Below are 16,642 nucleotides of genomic sequence, written 5' to 3' on the forward strand. Positions count from 1 at the left end.
CTTTTGACACAGACACGGTCCAAATCGTACGGATTATTTTATCAAACAATCCAGCTTTCGACAATGCTGATGCCACGTGGTCAAAAAGCAAATAGAGCATTGTGCCCTATTTGCTTTTTGTCACGTTACTTTTTCTTTTTGCGCTTTTGTTTCGGTGCGTTATCAAAAACGCGTTTTTTCTTTTTCTTCTTTTTACGACCTGTAAACCAGTCGCCGCCTTTATCCTCTTTGCCTTTTTCCCCAGAGGCCTTTTGACCTCCGCGTCCTTTTTTGGCTGGTGGATCTGTCCGTTTTTTGAACTTGAAGTCTTTTGGTGATTTACGGCGAGTGCCTTTCATCCCGACGATTTCAAAATCAATGGAATGCTCATCTTTATTCACACTCACCACTTTGACAGTGATTTCGTCACCGATACGGTAGACATTCCCTGTACGTTCACCGATCATGGCAAAGTGCTGTTCATCAAAACGATAGTAATCGTCTGTCATGTAGCTCACATGGACAAGACCTTCTATCGTATTCGGCAGTTCAACGAATAGTCCGAAATTCGTGACGGAACTAATCATACCATCAAACTCTTCACCGATTTTATCAAGCATATACTCTGCCTTTTTCAGGTCATCTGTTTCGCGCTCAGCATCAACAGAGCGGCGCTCCATTGTAGATGCATGATCTGCGATTTCTGGCAGCAGTTGGCCCCACTTTTCAAGGGTCGCTTCGTCTGTCTTTTTCTCTATTAAATAGGTTCTGATCAGCCTATGCACGATTAAGTCAGGGTAACGGCGGATCGGTGATGTGAAGTGTGTATAGAATTCCGTTGATAATCCAAAATGGCCAATGCTTTCTGGATCATACTTCGCCTGTTTCATCGAGCGAAGCATCACAGTTTGAATGACGACTTCTTCCGGCTGATCACGGACGGCATCAAGTACACTTTGAAGTGCACGCGGGTGAATGTTCGTTGACGTTCCTTTCACAATGTAACCAAACGTCGTCACGAACTCTAAAAAGCGCTGAAGCTTCTCAGGATTTGGTTCTTCGTGAATTCGGTAAATGAACGGAACATTCATCCAGTGGAAATGCTCGGCAACTGTTTCGTTTGCCACCAACATGAATTCTTCAATTAATTTTTCGGCAACAGAACGCTCACGAATGACTACGTCTTTCGCTGCGCCTTCATCATCTACAAGCACCTTTGCTTCCTTGAAGTCAAAGTCGACTGCTCCGCGCTCCATTCGCTTGTCACGCAGAATTTCTGCAAGCTTCTCCATCTCTTGGAACATTGGTACTAACGGCTCGTATTTGTCTAAAAGCTCTTCATCTTGGTCAACTAAAATCTTATTCACATCGGAATAGGTCATTCTTTCCGTCGTTTTGATCACACTTTGGAAAATTTCGTGTTTGACGACTTTCCCACTACGATCAATGATCATTTCACAAGAGAGTGTGAGACGATCAACCTTCGGATTCAATGAGCAAATGCCATTTGACAGGCGATGAGGAATCATTGGAATAACGCGGTCTACAAGATACACACTCGTTCCGCGCTCATAGGCTTCCTGATCAATTGGAGAGTTTTCCGTTACATAATGAGAGACATCCGCAATATGCACACCTAGTTTGTATTTACCATCATCCAGCTTTTGCACAGTAACCGCATCGTCCAAGTCCTTTGCATCTGCACCATCAATGGTCACAATCGTTTCGTTGCGCAGATCACGCCTGCCCTCTAAGTCTTTTTCATCGATCGTTTCAGGTGTGTCTACTGCCTGCTGGAGCGCTTCTTCCGGAAACTCACCTGGCAGCCCGTGTTTATGAATAATCGACAAAATATCGATGCCAGGGTCATTTTTGTGACCAAGGATTTCAGTCACTTCACCTTCTGCGCTCATTCTACCTTCTGGATAGCTTGTCAGCGTGACAACGACTTTATGACCTTCAACCGCTCCGTTTTTAGCGGATTTTGGAATGAAGATATCGTTTGTGATTTTTTTATCATCAGGAATGACAAAACCAAAACTTTTCGTTTCTGTATAGGTACCGACAACCGTCTGAGTATTACGCTCTAGTATACGGATGACCGTTCCTTCTTTTTTGGTGCCATTTGATTTGTGGCTGACACGAACCATGACGGTGTCGCCATTCATTGCTGTGCCTAGCTCATTTGGCGGAATGAAAATATCATCCTGTCCAAACTCTTCTGGTGTCACAAATGCAAATCCTTTTGCATGCGCAGACAGCTTCCCTTTGACCAAGTTCATTTTTTCCGGTACACCATAGCGGTCGCTGCGGGTACGGACGATCAGTCCCTGATCCTCTAATATCACAAGTGCTTTGACGAGCTCTTTATAATCATCTGGATTGGTAATTTCCATCATGACTTCTAATTCCTGTACCGTTAATGGTTTGTACGCCTCTTCTTGCATAAACGCAAGTAATTCATCCATAAATTCTTCTTTTTGCACACTCTAACCCCCTATATATTTAAATTGACCAATCGAGTGATTCTAAGAATGCATATACATCCTGATGAACCTTCTCCCGCTCTTTATCAAGCGTGATAACATGGCCCGATTCTTCATACCACTTTAAATGTTTTTCATCAGTCTCTACTTCGTTATAAATAATGTTTGCACTGTCTGTATTAATCATATGATCATGACGTGCCTGAACAACAAAAGTAGGTGAATAAATCATGTCAACATTGTTTCTGACATCTGCAATGAGTTCTTGAAGAGCCTTGAGTGTACCCATTGGTGTTTTCTTGAACTCTTCCATCTCTTGCTCAATTTGATCCTCTGACTTACCCTCGAATTTTTTATAGTTACGGGCATAATCTAGTACACCCTGGTACATGACTTCTTCACTTTTTATGTACATAGGTGCACACATAGGTACAATTCCCTTTACAGGTACAGTGTAACCTAATTTCAATGAAAAAACTCCTCCGAGGGATAGTCCGCAGACCGCAATTTCCTCATAACCTTCGTCTTTTAAAAATTGATAGCCTTCTTCTACATCTTTCCACCAATCTGTAGGACCTGTATGAACAAGCTCCTCTGGCGGCACACCGTGTCCTTTGTATTGAGGTGCATGGCATGTATAGCCTCTTTCATTTAAATAGCGTCCAAGCATACGAACATCGGCTGTATTCCCAGTAAAACCGTGAAGAAGAAGCACCGCCTTTTCTCCACCTTTAAACGTAAATGGTTTTGGTGTAACAACTTTCATGATGTGACTTCCTTTCCTTCTGATATGGTTTATATTTTCCACTTGTATGTATGAAACAAACACAAAAGAGTGCTGATAATAAAAAAAGGTCTGAAAAAAGATCAGACCTTCTGTTACTCGCGCCTACACGCCTAAATATGCCAATGCAAGTGTTAAGATGAAGAAAAGCACTGACAAAATGACAGTTAATCGGTGAAGAATCAAGTCAAGACCTCTCGCTTTTTGCTTACCGAAAAGCTGCTCGGCTCCACCTGAAATAGCGCCTGACAGTCCTGCACTTTTACTTGATTGTAATAATACAACGATGATAAGTGCGATACTGACAATTACGAGTAATGTGATAACAAATGCGTGCATGAAAACACCTCCAGACAAACTGGTACACATAACTTTATTTTACATGAAAACAAGGTGCATGTCACGAAACATCAAAATAAAGATTTCCTATATATTGTCGACTTTATATGTCATTTTGATTCAATTTCGCTCCAATGGATTGTATGCAGCATTTTTTATATGCAATTTTTGAGGTTAAAAAGCGTTTTTAGCGAGTTGCTTCTTCTTTTAAGAGCTGTTTTAATTCTACTAACAACCGTTCAGCTCCTTCAGGACTCAGCACGACGTTACCATTTCCATAGCTTTTGTTGTATTTCGTTATTTGGCCAGTTAATAAGCAGCTCTTATCTGCATCATATTTTTTCAGCATAATGGTTTGATCTTCGATGAAAATTTCTAACAGCTGCTCTTCTTTTATATTGAGTACCTTTCGCATTTCTGAAGGCAGAACAATTCTGCCAAGCGAATCGATGTGTCTTACCATTCCAGTTCTTTTCAATGAAGCCGCCTCCTTAATGATCATACAATGATTTCATTCATTGACTTTTGTCAACATTTTCATAGTAAAATAAATCTTCAAATTTTTTATCAAAGTAATGAATCATTTTACCAATGACAAGCTGTCCTGGCTTCCGGTGACCATTCAATACCCTGCTGAGTGTGGCAGGAGAGATGCCAATTTCATCTGCGAGCTGATTTAAAGACATATCGTTTTCGATCATATACTGCATCACAAAAGCCCGCCTGATCTGAATCTTTTCGACCATCATTACAACCTCCTATAGGATCAATATGTACAACATGTAGGATTCTCACATCTCTCGGATTCATTAACTTATGTCAACACTTTTACGCCCTTTCTATTTCCTTTGGTCAATGATCATACTAAAATAAGTCATATACTGAAATGTGAGGTTCGATGACATGAATCACTTTGGTGAACAATTACGCATTTTAAGAGAGAATAGAAAGATGTCTGTTAATCAACTCGCCATGTATTCAGGCGTAAGCGCTGCCGGTATTTCTCGGATTGAGAATGGAAAGCGTGGTGTGCCAAAGCCTTTAACCATAAAAAAATTAGCACGCGCTTTGAAGGTGCCTTATGAGGATTTAATGCTGCTTGCCGGTTATATTGAACAGGAAAAAGTGCATGAAATGAAACCGAAATATGAATCCATATTAAAAATCTATCAAACGGCGCTTCAAAAGGATGTAGAACATCTCCCTATTTTCGATGGAGACCAATGGGAAACACTCACCGCACAAGACATCAGCCAGCTGAATCAATACTTTCTCACGCTCATTAACCAAAAAAAGGCGAACAAATAGCGGGGCATAAACATAAGATACATCCACCATTAACTAATGTCAATATTTTCATGGTACACTTATTGCCAATAGTCAACAAATCGAGTACACTAGAGATAACTAATCTTTAACCATGTGAGGTTTTGAGTTGATGAACTTCGGTGCATATTTAAGAGCATTACGTGAGAAAAGGAAACTATCGGTGAACCAATTAGCGATGTATTCAGAGGTCAGCGCTGCTGGTATTTCTCGGATTGAAAACGGGAAACGCGGCATTCCGAAACCTCCTACAATTAAAAAACTAGCAGGTGCATTAAAGGTACCTTATGAGGACATGATGCAGGCTGCAGGGTATATTGAAGAAGCATCTTCTGCCTATGTCATAAAGGAAGAAGAAACGGCTTTTACCCAAATAAAAGAAGCAGCAGAGCAATATGAACTTGATGATCTTGAAATATTTAATGGGGACATATGGTCCACCCTTTCTAAACATGAAATAGAGGATTTAAATCGCTATTTGTTATTTCTACTAAACAGCCGTTCGTCATCGTAAAATGTTTTGATCATTGACAAGCTTTTTGCGCCGATTTTTGACAGAATTACGGTATAATGGGTTCAGATTGGAGTGAAGAAAGATGAATCAATCTGATATGTGCCCACGGTTTGAAAAAGCAGTTGAGTTATTAAGTAAACGCTGGGTGGCACTGATTGTTTTTCAGCTTCTCTCAGGTTCACAGCGCTTTAGTGAAATCGAAGCAGCTCTGACCAATTTAAGCGGAAGGGTTTTATCTGAGAGATTAAAAGAGCTGGAAGCAGCAGGCATTGTAAAACGGGAGGTTTTTGCTGAAACACCCGTGCGTATTGAGTATTCATTAACTGATATGGGGCGCTCACTTGCACCCGTTTTTGAGGAAATTGCGAAGTGGTCCTCTGAATGGATCACACTTGAATCATAAATGTCTCCTGATGTGAGCCGCCTAATCATGATAAAAAAACCTCCCCTACAGATGTAGAGGAGGTTTTGTCTTTTCAAGCATTTATGCGGACGTCATGTTTTTTTCAGCTAACGCCTTGCTTTCTTTTTTCTTGTTGGTTGGGCTTAAATAGCGTTCAAGCCAGCCCATGACAAGGTCAGCAATAATGGCCATGAGCGCAGTTGGAATAGCACCTGCTAAAATAATGGCTGTTCCGTTTGTCGCGTTTGATCCTCTGATGATAATATCACCAAGTCCTCCAGCACCAACAAATGTCCCAATCGCTGTAATACCGATTGCGATCACAAGTGCGGTTCTTAAACCAGCCATAATGACAGATAAAGCAAGCGGTAATTCAACCATTCTCAGCACTTGCCATTTCGTCATTCCCATCGCTTTCCCCGATTCTAAATAGGCATGCTCAATGCTGACAATACCTGTGTATGTGTTACGGATAATCGGCAGAAGCGAATATAAAAAGAGTGATAAGATGACTGTATTTGCACCAAGTCCTAATACAAGCATCAGCACAGAAAGCATCGCTAACGCTGGAATGGTTTGAATGACATTGGTTATCGCGAACACCCAATTGCTCAGTTTGCGGTAATGCGCCACAAAGATGCCGACTGGTATTCCGACAATTGCCGCAAACAATACCCCATACGCTGACATGAGGAAATGCCGGTAAAATTCTTCTAACACATATGAACCGTTCTGTTGATAATACGCCCATAATTGCTGCAGTGTGTCCATCAGCTCTGACACCTCCCAATCTTACTCAAAGTAATTGTGTTTCTTTAGAAAATCTCTCGCAACAGTCGCTGGTTCTTTTAGTTCTCCATCGACTTGATAATTGAGCTCTTGCATTTGTTCGGTATCGATTTTTCCAATCAACCTGTTGATCACCTTGTCCAGTCCTGGATTTTCTTTTAATACCTTCTCAGGGACAACTGGTGATGCATCGTATGGTGGGAAGAATCGTTTATCATCTTTTAAGATTTTGAGATTATACGCTTTGATCCGGCCATCTGTTGAATAGGCAAGCACAATATCCATTTTTTCATTTTTCAATGCGTCATAGACTAGCCCGATCTGCATCGGAAAAGTGCTTCCAAATTCAATTCCGTATGTTTTCACAAACCCTTCGTAACCGTCACCTTTCTTTTTCAGCCAAATATTATCCACACCGAAGCGATAATTTTTGGCATTCTTTTTTAAATCAGAGACTGTTTCTAGGTTGTTTTCCTTCGCCATCTTCTGCGTCACAGCAAAGGCATACGTATTATCAAACCCATAGGAATCAAACCATTTGTAATCATAGCGTTTTTTGAATTCTTTCTGGACGATTTCCATTGCACGCTTTGGATCTTTTTCTGCATCCATTCCTAGCGTACTTGTTAAATCCGTGCCTGTATATCGTGTTGCTGAAATGTCGACATCCCCGTTTTCCATTGCTTTTTGCTGCACCGTATTCGAGCCTAAATTCTTCACAATGGTTGTCTTTTTATCTGTGTAATGCTCAATGATGTCTCCCACCATATAGGCCATAATTTCTGATTCTGTAAAGTTTTGTGCACCGATTCGCAGCGTGCTCCCTGAAGAGCCGGCTAGTCCAGGAAGTGAACAGCCACTTATGAATAGCAAGCATCCGGCAAGCAGTGCACTGATCCATTTTGTTTTTCGATTCTTCATATGAGCCAACTCCTTATGAAACTTCCTTCAATCCTTTTAAGCCTTCTGGTGTTACTTTTTTCTCAAGCTTCATCAATGTAAGGTCAATGATGACCGCTAAAATAGTGACAGGGATTGCACCCGCAATAATGTATTCCGGCTGGTAAAGCTGAAGCCCAATTAAAATGTAGTCACCAAGACCGCCTCCACCGATAAAAGCAGCAAGTGTTGTCCACCCAATTAAATAAATCGTTGAGGTTCTGACACCTGCCATAATGACCGGAACAGCAAGCGGCAGTTCCACAAGACGAATTTGTTCCCATGTCGTCATGCCAATTCCTTTTCCAGATTCAAGCAAGTTTTTGTTCACACCTTGAACACCGGCATACGTATTTCTTAAAATAGGCAAAACGGAATAGAAAAATAGCGCAACGATCGCAGGTATTTTTCCAACTCCCAAAATAGGAATAAAAAATGCAAGAATCGCTAAACTAGGGAGTGTTTGAAAGATATTCACGATGCCGATGACAAAACCGGCGCCTCTTTTCATTCGTGTAAGAATGACGCCTAAAGGAACGGCCACGATAATGCCTAACACAACGGCAATTAAAGAAATGTATAAATGCTCCCACATTTTTGTGAGGAGTTCCCCACCATTTTTCTCAAGAAAATCGATGATTTGATCCATGTGTACACCTCCCTTAGTTCATTTCAGTGACAGCCTCCGGGGTATCTTCTCCCCAAATAGAGTCATATACGACATCTACAAGACTTGCACGTGTGACGATGCCTTTTAAGTGCCCTTTTGCATCGACAACCGGTACATATTTAATGCCGCGTATTAAGATCTTTCGGACAGTATCTCTAAGAAGTGCACCTTCTTGTACTGTATAAAATTCTGTATTTAAAATATCGCCAACGAAGGCTGCTTTTCTGCGGTTTGCATCGATGGTTTCAATGTCGATATAGCCTTTCAGCACATGATTTTCATCAACGACAAGCAGAGAATCAACCCGCTTTTCTCTCATAATAAAGATGGCATCTGTCAATGTTTTTTCGACGGTAATTGTGACTGGGGACGTGTTCATCATTTGTTCCACACGTTCCATATTCGGGTTTGACTGAAGTAGACGTTCTTTCCCGATGAATTCTTCTACGAATTCGTTCACAGGGTTACGTAAAATATCATCTGGCGTGCCCACTTGGACAATCTCTCCATCTTTTAAAATGACAATGCGGTCTGCAAGTTTAATCGCTTCATCCATGTCATGTGTGACGAAAACGATTGTTTTATTTAACGTTTTTTGCAGTTTCTTAAATTCTTCCTGCAATGAATCTCTTGTAATTGGGTCAAGTGCTCCAAATGGTTCATCCATCAGGATTAAAGGGGGTTCTGCTGCGAGTGCGCGAAGAACGCCGATACGCTGCTGCTGTCCTCCACTGAGTTCATGAGGGTAACGCTCTAAGTATTCCGGCCCCATGTCGACGAGTTTGAGCAATTCACGCGCTCGTTCTTTTCGTTTTTCTTCCGGCCACTTCAGCAGCTTCGGCACAAGGGAAATGTTTTGTGCGATGGTCATATGAGGGAACAGTCCAATTTGCTGAATCACATAACCAATTTCTCTTCTTAATTGGACTGGATCTTTTTTCATAATGTTTTCTCCCTCGATGAATATGTTTCCTGAGGAAGGTTCAATCAGTCGGTTAATCATCTTCATGGTTGTCGTTTTACCACAGCCACTCGGTCCAATAAAACAAATAAATTCTCCTTTTGCTATTTCTAAATCAATATTTTTGACAGCTTTTTTTCCGCCTTTATACGTCTTAGATACATTCTCTAGTTTCAGCAAATGAGACACCTCCAATTAGTCGGATATATATTTTCAGAAAATTTACACCTTATTTATTATAGTGCAAACTTTATAAAATAAAAAGTTTACGATGTGTTTGTATTGCATAAGATTTATTTAAAATTTTCAGTTAACGGCCTGATATGTACTGATCCCTCCTTTTTCCTCCAACTTACGAGCAAATACTCAATATTTATTGTTTTCATCAACAAACAGGTATATGATATATTGTGTTACAAATTGTCAGTCGTGAAGGGATGAAGCGGGGAATGGACAAGCAAGCGTTAGGCGCCATTCAAAAAGCACAGGATCATTATATTGAAAAAGCTGCCGAGAACATGAATGCCTTTGGTCTTTCTGCCACAGTGGGTAGAGTGCTTGGTATCATTCATATGAACCGTAAACCAATGACGCTCGGTGAGCTCTCAGAGGCGACCGGCATGAGCAAAACAAGAATGAGTCAAGTCGTTCGAGAAATGCTTGATTTGAATATTGCTGAAAAGGTTTATGAAAAAGGAATACGCAAAGATTTATATGACGTTGAGCAAGATCAATATCAAACCTTTATTTCATTGTTTGCAGCCAATTGGTCACGTGTTGTCAGCAAAAATCGCAAGGCACATAAGAAGACATGCAAGGAATTGCTGGAGCTGCTTGAACAAGATGACCTGCCAGAAGAAACAGTAGATAAAATCAATCTTCTTCTTTCAGAAATCAAGGAAAGTCTCGATTATTATGACTGGATTAGCCGTTTAATTGAGTTCTTTGAAAGTGAAGAAGTATTTCAACATGTGCCAAAACCTTAAAAAAAGCTGTTCTATTTTACAATTTTGTAGAAAAAAACAGCTTTTTTATATACACTTATGACATCAGCATTGGGAACATCCCTTTGATCCCTGCACCAATCATCTCAACTGCCACAACAGCTAGAATCAATCCCATTAATCGTGTCACGACATTCATCTCTGTTTTCCCCATTTTTCGCATAATGAAACTTGAATAATGAAATGCATAATAGGTCATGGCAAGTACGACCACAATGCCAATAAGAATTGCAAGCAGATGAAGCGTTACTTGGTGGCTTCCTGGGGTTAAGCTCATGACGGTCGCAATTGTACCAGGTCCTGCAATGATCGGAATGGCGAGTGGGGTCACCGAAACATCAGCCTTCTCTTTGCTCTCTGCCTTTTCATCCGAATGAGGGTTTTGAACATGTGATTCTTTTGCATTTAGCAAATTGTAAGCGATACCAAAAATAAAAATACCTCCGGCGATACGGAGTGCATGGATATCAATGCCAAACAATTTGAAAATGAGCCTGCCTGCCAAAAGAAAGGCAATCAAAATCATAAAAGACACAACAATCGCTTTTTTGGCCGTCTGGGATCGTTCTTTTTCTGAGTAGCCTTCTGTTAAAGTGATGAAAAGAGGCACGTTTCCAATGGGGTTTGAAACAGCAAATAGTGACACAATGACATGAATCATAAAGGAAATCAACAGACACCCTCCTTTTTTCATAGTGTCTGCTAATCTGATGCGAATATTCCCTTGTTCTGTTAAAACCTGGTTTGTTTTAACCGATGATAATAGAGGTTTAACGAAAGGGGAATAGAACATGAAAAAAAACATCACGATCATTGTCTTGTCTGTGATCATCCTAGGTGCAACTGGCTGGATTGTGTGGCAGCAGCAGTCGCTCACCGCATCAGAGAATAAACACCAGCAAGAAATGAGAAAGAATAATGAGCAGCTGACACAATTAAAGTCAGAAGGAACGGATATGAAAGATGAAATGGATGGTCAAAAAAAGGAATTGTCCACCGTCACAAACAAGCTGAAGAAAGAAAAGAAGGCGCATCAAAAAGAAATCAAACAACGTAAAGCGCTTGAATTGAAAATAGACCAGCTTCAAAAAGAACTGGCATCAGCGAAAGCAACGGCTCAAGCGAATAAGCAGGCAGCACAAACGACTAGGAAAGCCACTGTCAAAAAAGACCCAAATGTCACCCATCATCCTCCTTCTCAATGGGTGCAGGATCAATATGATTGGGGTGTTAAACAAGGGTATATCAAAGAATAGAGAGGATGAAATGATTTGATACAGATTCGGCCATTGTCTCATGATCAATCTGTTCCTATGGATCTTTTACTATTAGCTGACCCTTCAACTGAAAAAGTCCTTGCCTATGTACAATCTGGTTCTTGTTATGTTGCTTTTCATAAACAGGACATGATTGGTGTGTATGTTCTGACGCCTCTGTCTCAGCAGACAGTGGAAATCATGAATGTCGCCGTGAAGGAGTCATGGCAAGGTAGAGGAATTGGGAAGCAGCTGATCCGCCATGCTATTTCAGAAGCCCAGGCAGCTGGCTTTCATACAATTGAAATTGGCACAGGCAACTCTAGTATTCAGCAGCTCGCCCTTTATCAAAAATGCGGTTTTCGCATGGCGTCTATCGACCACGATTTCTTTCTGAAGCACTATGATGAACCGATTTATGAGAACGGTATTCAATGTATGGATATGGTGCGGTTGTCACTCGTTCTTCAAGCAGACTGACTTCATTCAGCCTGCTTTTTTTATGTTCTGCTCTTTTTCACTGCATGAATCACATATTGAATCAAGAAGTAGAGAGCGGCACCCGCTAAAAAACAGACCACGCACCCAAAGAGCGTTGCCTCTGAGCTGAATTGATACTGTTCAATTTTCATGATATAAAATGGCATACCAAAGAGAGTTGGACTTGATTCAACATGATGAACCTCTAGCAACATTAAAAATACTGGCGTCATAAACACAGCAAACACATAAAGCATCGCAAGCGTTAAACCGCTAGAAAACGAATGAAATACTTTAACCATTTAGTTCTCTCCTTTCATCTCTTTTAAACTGGCGATGACATTTTTCCCGTCTGGGCAAGCTGGATGCAGCATCACTGTATTTAATAAAGAAAAAAGCAGCAATGGATGCGTCAATGGATGCCCCCACATGAAGAAAAGCACACCCGAGCAGATCACTGGAAACAGAGGACCTGCAAGTGCCACCATCACATTAAAACCCGGCCGTGAAAATTTCTCATGGACAATCGACACGTGCTTCCAATCGATCATCACCACAAAATCAAAGATGGGTTTTTTTTCGATTTTGTTGCACACCATCACCATCAGGATATGACCGAGTTCATGAATGAGCACAACTGCTATTAAGCAAAATAAAAGCGTCATCATCGCACAATCGGCCTCTTTAGCATGGCAGCATATATGAAGATGAAGAATGCGGCTGAACAAGCCATATAGGCAGTTGAGAGCAGCTGGATATTTGCTGAAAGCCACTGGACTAAAAGCATATCCAACATACTGAACACAGCAATCATCATCACGATCACAAACAGTTTATTAAATTCACTAATCTTCACGACAAACCCGACACATGCCGCCATGACAGTGATCAATAAAATGGACAAACTCGCCAAACCGTGCCCTTCACTTTCGACCCCTATCATGAAATAAGCAAGCCCGATATAGACAAAATAAATCAATACATTCATTGTGTAATAAAATAAAATTCTTGATAATAAATAGGCACCCTTTGATGTATTTAACATAAAAATGGCTCGCTGATGGAGATGATATTCCCTGCCAATCATCAGAGGAAGCATAATAAGGATCTCCTTTAAGGCAAACTGCACAATAAAAGCAAACAGCCAGCCAGTCTCTGCCGGAGTAAAGATCAATGGGAGACCTATCGTGAAACAGACAAGAAACAGGAACAAAATACCTTGTTCTTTAAACACAGCTGATCGGCTAAAATAAACAAGCTCCTGCCGCAGATGTGTGAAAAATGAAGAATCCGATCTGATTTTTTGGTAAGAAAACGACTTCACCTCTACCTTTAGCTGCAAAAACATCCGATTGACATAACAAGCCGCCAAGCCCTTCAGCCAAAACCACCCTGCACATAGAAAGATCATCAGAAATACAAGATAGATAGACGGCCATACGCGAATCATCTCAACCATTTTTTGAAAAAGGAGAAACACGAAAGCACCAAGCGTCACAAATCCGAGCGTTTGCAGCAGTAAATGCTCTTTTGTTTTTGATATAAAATGGCTCACACCAATGCGTATCAGCATCCAAGAAGCAAGCGTGTAGAGCGCCAATCCACAGCAAGTGATCCCTACCACAATGATCCAATACAAAGATAGTGTAACGCCGCTAATGATCAGTCCTAATAGGATGGGTAAAAAAAGCAGACCAAGCATGATGAAACAAAACAGCACCGGAAAGAAATACACACAAAGGACAAATGAGACACTTTGCATCGCACTATTCAAAAAGAAGAACTGATACTCTTGACGCTTCAATTTATGACGGGAAAAGACAATACCTGCTCCCAAAAGCAGCAGGGTCATTTTCACAAATTGAAGGTATAAAGCAACTGGTTCGCTCTCCCCTACTTGCATAAAAAAACGCAGGCTCATGACAACGTATATGGAGTAAATCAACAAGAAAAAAACGGCTACTGAAAGAAGCTGTAAAGGATATTTTTTGCCGATCTGCTTGATTTTCGTTGTGAGCATGCCCCATTCTATTTTATGAAGAACGTGTCGTGTCCAAGTCATTGAGCAACCTCTCCACCTGCATATAGTAATCTTGATTCACTTCTTTATAAATATCCTCAAGTGCTTGATGAGGGAATGTTTTGTTTGTTTCTTGACGTGACATATCCAGCTTGATATCACCGTTTCTTAAGATCATGAGGTGATCATACAATGTCTCGCCAAAGCCCAAATGATGGGTAGAAATGAGAATGCCTGCACCTTGATCTCTCAGCTTCATGAGCACCTTTTTTAAGATGATCATCATATCTGGATCAAGTCCATTTGTAGGCTCGTCGAATACATAATAATCACAAGGCCTGAGGAGCTGTGAAATGATTTGTGTTTTCTTTTGATTGCCATGAGACAACTGGGCAATTGGCTGATCCATATAAGGTTTCAGCTCAAAAAGATCGACGAAGGCCTCTTCTCGAGGTCCATTTCGTTTGTCTGGAAGCTGGAGTAAATGAAAATATTCTCTCGGCGTTAAATAATCAAACAAAGCATGATCATCAGGAATATAGGAAACATGTTCTTTCAAAAAGGAGATATGTGCTGAGGATTGAAAATTCAGCTGTTTACCATGCAAAGAGACAAAACCAGTAAATGGTGTCAGGCCAAACATAGACTGAATCATCGTGGTCTTTCCTGCACCATTATGCCCCAAAAGCAGAAGCATACGTCCTTTCTCCACATTTAACTGAATATCGCGGAGAGAAAAGGTGCGGCTATACGTTTTTTCTGTTAAGTGTAATGTCAGCATCATGTCCCTCCATTTATTTCAGATAGAACAGATGACCCCGCATCTGTTCTCACCATTTGTTAGAAGCCGCATTTGATTTTAATATACAGGCCTAAAAACTTGAACTCTCCTAAAAATTTCGAGCCTTTTCCAAATGTTTTGCATGCCCAAATCAAAGCGGCAACTGTCACAATGCCTAAGATAGCGGCAAGGACATAAATCCAAAATGCATTTTTCTGTACGTTCTTAGAAGTTAGAATTCGTTGCTTCCTTTCATCATATGCCGCCAGTAGGTGAAGGACATACATGTACACGCCTACTGGAAAACGAAGGCTAAAAGGATTCAGCATCTCATCACCCCCTAATATATGTAAAATGATACCACCCCCATGCAAATAGCATAAGTTCAATTCAGATCATATTTTTAGTAGAGTTTTCATGATTTATTGCTTATAAATCGTCAAGCTCATCGTTTCTCCTCTGACTGAAGGATGATTTTTTACAAAAATAGGATATGACAAAGGAAGCAGAGCTAATTCGCTTGAGCTAGCTTTGCGTCTTTATTTCAACATAAAAAAAGCGCTGCGATACGCTCTTTTCAAAAGAGCGCACACAGCGCGTTGCTTTACATTACTTATTCAAGTTGTAGAATGTAGCAATGCCGTGGTATTGAGCTGTTTCAGCCAATTGATCTTCGATGCGAAGTAATTGGTTGTATTTCGCCACACGGTCCGTACGAGACGGAGCACCTGTTTTGATTTGTCCAGCGTTTGTTGCAACTGCAATGTCTGCAATTGTGCTGTCTTCTGTTTCACCAGAACGGTGAGAGATAACAGCTGTATAGCCTGCACGTTTCGCCATTTCGATTGCATCAAATGTTTCAGTTAATGTACCGATTTGGTTTACTTTGATGAGGATTGAGTTACCAACGCCGTTTTTGATTCCTTCAGAAAGCTTCTTCGTATTTGTTACGAACAAGTCGTCTCCTACTAGCTGAACCTTGCTGCCAAGGCGCTCAGTTAATAGTTTGTGACCTTCCCAGTCGTTTTCGTCAAGGCCGTCTTCGATTGAGATGATTGGGTATTTCGATACCATATCTTCATACCAGTCAACCATTTCAGCAGATGTTTTCACAACACCTTCGCCTGATAAATGATATTTACCGTCTTCTTTGTTATAGAACTCAGAAGATGCAGCATCCATCGCAAGTTTGACTTCTTCACCTGGTTTGAAACCAGCTTTTTCAATCGCTTCTACGATTGTTTGAAGTGCTTCTTCGTTAGATCCAAGGTTTGGAGCAAATCCACCTTCGTCACCTACAGCTGTGTTTAAGCCTTTTGCACTTAATACAGATTTCAGGCTATGGAAGATTTGAGCGCCCATGCGAAGTGCTTCACGGAAGTTCGGTGCACCTACAGGCATAATCATGAATTCTTGAATGTCTACGTTGTTATCCGCATGCTCTCCGCCGTTGACGATGTTCATCATCGGTACTGGAAGCGTTTTGGAGTTGAATCCACCAAGGTATTGGTAAAGTGGAATTTGTAAGAAATCAGCAGCCGCACGTGCTACAGCGATAGATACGCCAAGGATTGCGTTTGCGCCTAATTTCCCTTTGTTTTCAGTTCCGTCAAGTTCGATTAACATTTTGTCAATCGCTACTTGTTCAGTGACATCAAAGCCTAAAAGCTCTGGTGCAATGATTTCGTTTACGTTGTTTACAGCTGTCAGAACACCTTTTCCAAGGTAACGGTCTTTGTCTCCGTCACGTAGTTCTACTGCTTCATATTCACCAGTAGACGCACCACTTGGTACTAGTGCACGGCCAAAGCCGCCAGATTCTGTGTAAACTTCTACTTCAACTGTTGGGTTACCGCGAGAGTCTAATACTTCGCGTGCATATACGTCAACAATGTATGGCATCGTTATTTC

Annotated in this window: 21 protein-coding genes and 1 pseudogene; 6 read left to right on the forward strand and 16 right to left on the reverse strand. The window is 41.0% G+C overall.

Annotated elements, in window-relative coordinates:
* Nucleotides 1-125 precede the first annotated feature (125 nt).
* The 5 genes from rnr to NST73_RS15975 all read right to left on the reverse strand — a co-directional run bounded on the left by rnr (nt 126) and on the right by NST73_RS15975 (nt 4,337).
* Complete coding sequence (gene rnr, locus NST73_RS15955) at nt 126-2,465, reverse strand: ribonuclease R (RefSeq protein ID WP_024719828.1); 2,340 nt, start codon at nt 2,463-2,465, stop codon at nt 126-128.
* Between the two features lie 19 nt (nt 2,466-2,484).
* Nucleotides 2,485-3,231 (reverse strand): carboxylesterase, encoded by a 747-nt coding sequence (locus tag NST73_RS15960; protein ID WP_008347663.1) that lies wholly within the window; start codon nt 3,229-3,231, stop codon nt 2,485-2,487.
* Between the two features lie 123 nt (nt 3,232-3,354).
* On the reverse strand, nt 3,355-3,588 hold the full coding sequence (gene secG, locus NST73_RS15965) for a preprotein translocase subunit SecG (protein WP_003212746.1): 234 nt from the start codon (nt 3,586-3,588) through the stop codon (nt 3,355-3,357).
* A 187-nt stretch (nt 3,589-3,775) separates the two neighbouring features.
* Entirely contained in the window at nt 3,776-4,066 is a 291-nt protein-coding gene (locus tag NST73_RS15970; protein WP_008347666.1) for an AbrB/MazE/SpoVT family DNA-binding domain-containing protein, read from the reverse strand.
* 37 nt (nt 4,067-4,103) lie between these two features.
* Nucleotides 4,104-4,337: a helix-turn-helix transcriptional regulator gene (locus tag NST73_RS15975; RefSeq protein ID WP_024719830.1), complete on the reverse strand. Its 234-nt coding sequence runs from the start codon at nt 4,335-4,337 to the stop codon at nt 4,104-4,106.
* A 154-nt stretch (nt 4,338-4,491) separates the two neighbouring features.
* On the opposite strand from NST73_RS15975, the gene NST73_RS15980 reads away from it, so the two are divergent.
* The 3 genes from NST73_RS15980 to NST73_RS15990 all read left to right on the forward strand — a co-directional run bounded on the left by NST73_RS15980 (nt 4,492) and on the right by NST73_RS15990 (nt 5,831).
* A complete protein-coding gene (locus tag NST73_RS15980) occupies nt 4,492-4,896 on the forward strand; it encodes a helix-turn-helix transcriptional regulator (RefSeq protein ID WP_007500204.1) in 405 nt (134 codons plus the stop codon).
* Nucleotides 4,897-5,026: 130 nt separating this feature from the next.
* Nucleotides 5,027-5,428 carry a transcriptional regulator gene (locus NST73_RS15985; protein WP_008347673.1) on the forward strand — a complete coding sequence of 134 codons (402 nt, stop codon included), beginning with the start codon at nt 5,027-5,029 and terminating at the stop codon, nt 5,426-5,428.
* An 82-nt stretch (nt 5,429-5,510) separates the two neighbouring features.
* On the forward strand, nt 5,511-5,831 hold the full coding sequence (locus NST73_RS15990; RefSeq protein ID WP_007500199.1) for a helix-turn-helix domain-containing protein: 321 nt from the start codon (nt 5,511-5,513) through the stop codon (nt 5,829-5,831).
* An 81-nt stretch (nt 5,832-5,912) separates the two neighbouring features.
* Here NST73_RS15990 and NST73_RS15995 read toward each other — a convergent pair whose 3' ends face one another.
* Genes NST73_RS15995 through NST73_RS16010 form a run of 4 tightly spaced genes read right to left on the reverse strand, consistent with a single transcriptional unit; the run spans nt 5,913 to nt 9,370 of the window.
* Nucleotides 5,913-6,602: an ABC transporter permease gene (locus NST73_RS15995; RefSeq protein ID WP_008347676.1), complete on the reverse strand. Its 690-nt coding sequence runs from the start codon at nt 6,600-6,602 to the stop codon at nt 5,913-5,915.
* Between the two features lie 21 nt (nt 6,603-6,623).
* A complete protein-coding gene (locus NST73_RS16000) occupies nt 6,624-7,541 on the reverse strand; it encodes an osmoprotectant ABC transporter substrate-binding protein (protein WP_008347678.1) in 918 nt (305 codons plus the stop codon).
* Nucleotides 7,542-7,554: 13 nt separating this feature from the next.
* Nucleotides 7,555-8,208, reverse strand: a complete 654-nt coding sequence (locus tag NST73_RS16005) for an ABC transporter permease (RefSeq protein ID WP_024719832.1) — start codon at nt 8,206-8,208, stop codon at nt 7,555-7,557.
* 13 nt (nt 8,209-8,221) lie between these two features.
* Nucleotides 8,222-9,370, reverse strand: a complete 1,149-nt coding sequence (locus tag NST73_RS16010) for a betaine/proline/choline family ABC transporter ATP-binding protein (protein ID WP_025207985.1) — start codon at nt 9,368-9,370, stop codon at nt 8,222-8,224.
* A gap of 269 nt (nt 9,371-9,639) precedes the next feature.
* Between NST73_RS16010 and NST73_RS16015 the strand changes: the two are divergent.
* Nucleotides 9,640-10,173: pseudogene (locus NST73_RS16015) on the forward strand (GbsR/MarR family transcriptional regulator); the annotation flags it as partial.
* 58 nt (nt 10,174-10,231) lie between these two features.
* Here the strand turns inward: NST73_RS16015 and NST73_RS16020 are convergent.
* Nucleotides 10,232-10,867: an NAAT family transporter gene (locus tag NST73_RS16020; RefSeq protein WP_024719834.1), complete on the reverse strand. Its 636-nt coding sequence runs from the start codon at nt 10,865-10,867 to the stop codon at nt 10,232-10,234.
* Nucleotides 10,868-10,985: 118 nt separating this feature from the next.
* On the opposite strand from NST73_RS16020, the gene NST73_RS16025 reads away from it, so the two are divergent.
* Together NST73_RS16025 and NST73_RS16030 are read left to right on the forward strand one after the other, a co-directional pair.
* The gene (locus tag NST73_RS16025; protein WP_058336934.1) at nt 10,986-11,450 is read left to right on the forward strand and encodes a hypothetical protein; all 465 of its coding nucleotides are present in this window, start codon (nt 10,986-10,988) and stop codon (nt 11,448-11,450) included.
* Nucleotides 11,451-11,465: 15 nt separating this feature from the next.
* Nucleotides 11,466-11,930: a GNAT family N-acetyltransferase gene (locus tag NST73_RS16030; RefSeq protein WP_024719836.1), complete on the forward strand. Its 465-nt coding sequence runs from the start codon at nt 11,466-11,468 to the stop codon at nt 11,928-11,930.
* A 20-nt stretch (nt 11,931-11,950) separates the two neighbouring features.
* Here the strand turns inward: NST73_RS16030 and NST73_RS16035 are convergent, their stop codons facing one another.
* From NST73_RS16035 to eno, 6 genes are all read right to left on the reverse strand, one after another.
* Entirely contained in the window at nt 11,951-12,232 is a 282-nt protein-coding gene (locus NST73_RS16035) for a hypothetical protein (RefSeq protein ID WP_008347692.1), read from the reverse strand.
* Nucleotides 12,233-12,598 carry a hypothetical protein gene (locus NST73_RS16040; protein ID WP_342467601.1) on the reverse strand — a complete coding sequence of 122 codons (366 nt, stop codon included), beginning with the start codon at nt 12,596-12,598 and terminating at the stop codon, nt 12,233-12,235. It lies immediately after the preceding gene.
* Nucleotides 12,595-13,992 carry a hypothetical protein gene (locus tag NST73_RS16045; protein ID WP_342499209.1) on the reverse strand — a complete coding sequence of 466 codons (1,398 nt, stop codon included), beginning with the start codon at nt 13,990-13,992 and terminating at the stop codon, nt 12,595-12,597. Before NST73_RS16045 ends, NST73_RS16040 begins: the two co-directional genes overlap by 4 nt.
* Complete coding sequence (locus tag NST73_RS16050; protein ID WP_256688719.1) at nt 13,964-14,734, reverse strand: ABC transporter ATP-binding protein; 771 nt, start codon at nt 14,732-14,734, stop codon at nt 13,964-13,966. The genes NST73_RS16045 and NST73_RS16050 overlap by 29 nt, the downstream gene beginning before the upstream one ends.
* Before the next feature lie 56 nt (nt 14,735-14,790).
* Nucleotides 14,791-15,060, reverse strand: coding sequence for a hypothetical protein (locus NST73_RS16055; protein WP_039169204.1), 270 nt, complete (start codon nt 15,058-15,060; stop codon nt 14,791-14,793).
* Between the two features lie 280 nt (nt 15,061-15,340).
* A complete protein-coding gene (eno, locus tag NST73_RS16060) occupies nt 15,341-16,633 on the reverse strand; it encodes a phosphopyruvate hydratase (protein WP_003212752.1) in 1,293 nt (430 codons plus the stop codon).
* Nucleotides 16,634-16,642 lie beyond the last annotated feature (9 nt).

It is taken from the genome of Bacillus sp. FSL W7-1034 (assembly GCF_038593365.1).
GTDB classification, from domain to species: domain Bacteria; phylum Bacillota; class Bacilli; order Bacillales; family Bacillaceae; genus Bacillus; species Bacillus altitudinis.